Origin of the sequence: Pseudoalteromonas sp. SR45-5 (genome assembly GCF_014163565.1) — a bacterium.
Classification (GTDB): domain Bacteria; phylum Pseudomonadota; class Gammaproteobacteria; order Enterobacterales; family Alteromonadaceae; genus Pseudoalteromonas; species Pseudoalteromonas distincta.
Map to the genome: position 1 here is coordinate 1 of NZ_JACJDN010000519.1, position 2,879 is coordinate 2,879.

Annotated in this window: 3 protein-coding genes; all 3 read right to left on the reverse strand. The window is 43.5% G+C overall.

All coding sequences use genetic code 11. The features are described from left to right. Positions 1-358: AAA family ATPase (locus H5072_RS15965; protein ID WP_182694079.1), on the reverse strand; the 358-nt coding region annotated here is incomplete at its 3' end. After that, positions 351-977, reverse strand: a complete 627-nt coding sequence (gene lolA, locus H5072_RS15970; protein WP_138489158.1) for an outer membrane lipoprotein chaperone LolA — start codon at positions 975-977, stop codon at positions 351-353. The genes H5072_RS15965 and lolA, both read right to left, overlap by 8 nt. Then, the coding region (locus H5072_RS15975; protein ID WP_259395968.1) for a DNA translocase FtsK at positions 974-2,879 on the reverse strand (1,906 nt) is incomplete at its 5' end. The genes H5072_RS15975 and lolA, both read right to left, overlap by 4 nt.

Consider the following 2,879-nt stretch of genomic DNA (forward strand, 5'->3'; position numbering starts at 1 on the left):
TATTAAAGCGATGAACTTCGTCAACAAACATAAGGGTGCGTTGGCCACGGCTTTCTAGGTTGTCCCGCGCTTGCGTTACGCTGTCGCGTATATCTTTTACGCCTGCAGTTACCGCCGACATTTGAATAAGTGAGGCATCAGCATGGTTGGCAATTATTTGCGCAAGTGTTGTTTTACCAACACCAGGCGGACCCCATAAAATTAAACTATGGCATCGCCCCGCGACAATGGCTTGATGCAGTGGTTTATCAGCACTTAATAAGTGCTGCTGACCAATGTATTCATCAAGCGTTGTAGGGCGCATACGCGCAGCAAGTGGGCGTACATCGGGCCCAAAATTAAAACCTAAATTACTCACCGTTACTCTGATCGTCTATTTCAACACCTTCAGGAGGCGTAAATTCAAAAGTGCTTTGATCAAGCGGCGTATTAACTTGGGCATTGTTAAACGTAAATGACGATAGCTGCCCTGAGTTGTCGGTAACCACTAGTTTAGCAAGCCCTTGCTCGTTACCCGCAAATGCTATATCAAGTTGTTCTACTTGGCTTTCTACGCCTTTATTTGGCGTTACGCTAAAGCCTGTACTTGTTGCAAGTACGCTGTATTTTTCCCACTGTGCTGGGTCTTTTGATGTCAGTAGCACAAATGGTGTTGAGTCGATTAGGCTGCTGGTTTTCATAATTGTTACTTGCTCAGCAAAGCTGTCGAAGTAATATGTTTTATCACCGTTTGATACAAATAACGTATCATCTGGATTAGTTTGCTGCCAGCGAATCATCATAGGCTGTTGAAGCGCTATTGTGCCCTCGCCTTGCATAACTGCTTGGCCTTCTTTGTCTGTTACTTGTTGTGCAAACTGCGCTTTAAAGCTTTTTAAAGTGGCAAGTCTGTCTTGTAATGCTTGGCTGTCGTCAGCAAAGCTTGGTGCGGCAAGTACGCTGCCTAACACTAATAATAAGGCGTTAACTTTTTTCATGAATTTGCTCCATTAGGTACTAATACATCGCGAGCACCGTTATGACCTGGTGAACTCACGATACCCGATGTTTCCATTTGTTCTACTAAACGTGCTGCGCGGTTATAGCCAACACGTAATTTACGTTGCACTGACGATACCGATACTTTGCCGGTTTCAATTACAAACGACACAGCTTCGTCGTATAACGGATCAGATTCTTCATCTGCATTTTCGCTAGCTTCACCCGGTAATAAAATATCTTCAGTGGCATCGCCATTGAGTATTTCGTCAATGTAATTTGGTTTAGCACGTGCTTTCCAATCGTTTACTACGGCGTGTACTTCGTGGTCGTCTACAAACGCGCCATGCACACGCTCTGGTACGCTAGTGCCTGGCGGTAAATAAAGCATGTCGCCCATGCCTAGTAAGTTTTCTGCGCCTTGTTGGTCAAGTATTGTCCGTGAATCTATTTTGCTCGATACCTGAAACGCCATACGTGTTGGAATATTAGCTTTAATTAAGCCGGTAATTACATCAACTGACGGGCGCTGCGTAGCAAGCACTAAGTGAATCCCTGCCGCACGTGCTTTTTGAGCAATACGTGCAATAAGTTCTTCTACTTTTTTACCTACAATCATCATCATGTCGGCAAATTCGTCTATTACTACAACAATACTTGGTAATTTACCTAGCTCGTCGGGGCCTTCTTTCATGCCATCGGTGTCTTTAAATAATGGATCAAGAATTGGGTAACCCGCTTCATTGGCTTCAAGCACTTTTTGGTTGTAACCTTTTAAGTTACGCACACCCAATGCTGACATTAATTTATAACGACGTTCCATTTCGCCTACACACCAACGCAGTGCGTTAGCAGCTTCTTTCATATCGGTAACTACTTCACACAATAAATGCGGAATGCCTTCGTATACTGAAAGCTCAAGCATTTTAGGGTCAATCATGATCATACGTACATCGTCAGGACCCGATTTGTAAAGCAAGCTTACTATCATGACATTAACGCCCACTGATTTACCTGAACCAGTTGTACCGGCTACCAATAAATGTGGCATTTTACCTAAGTCAGCACATACCGGCTGACCAGCAATGTCTTTACCAAGCACCATGGTAAGAGGCGACGGATTTTGCTCAAATTTAGGGGCGTTTATTACTTCTGATAAACGAACTATTTCACGGTGTTTATTTGGAAGCTCAATACCAACATAGGTTTTACCTGGGATAACTTCTACAACACGTACACTAATTGCCGAAAGCGAACGGGCTAAATCTTTAGCTAAGCCTGTAATTTTAGACACTTTAATACCTGGCGCTAAATCTAGCTCAAAACGCGTAACAACGGGGCCTGGGTATACCGCTACTACGGTTGCTTGTACGTTAAAGTCGAGAAGTTTTGTCTCTACTAGGCGCGATACGCTATCAAGCTCTTCTTGCGAAATTGGGTTTTTAGCTTTATCCGGTCTGTCGAGTAAATCGAGCGATGGTAATGGCCCCGGTGGTGGCTCTTGCGTTAATAATTGCTCAAACTTTTCTTTTGCCGTTGGTGGTGGTTGATATTGCGCTTTTGGTTTAGGCATTGGTCTTGCTGGCGATACCACCGTTGTAACTGGTTTTTCAGGCTCCACAACTGGGCTTTGATCAAGCGCATTTAATGCAGCAGCCGTGTCCATTGGTTCGTCATCTATTGCGCTAAAGCCAATTTCTTGATCGAGTATATCGTCAAGTTCATCAAACGGCATAAAGTCATCACTAATTTGTGGTTCACTAAATGGTGTTTGAGGCTTATCTATTGCTTTTTGTTTATCTGCTTTTTTAGCTGATGTAGGCAGCTCTATTTGCTCTTTTATATCGTCTTCAAAATGGGCGTCTGCTTCATCGTTATTATTTACTTTACCTGCAGTGTGT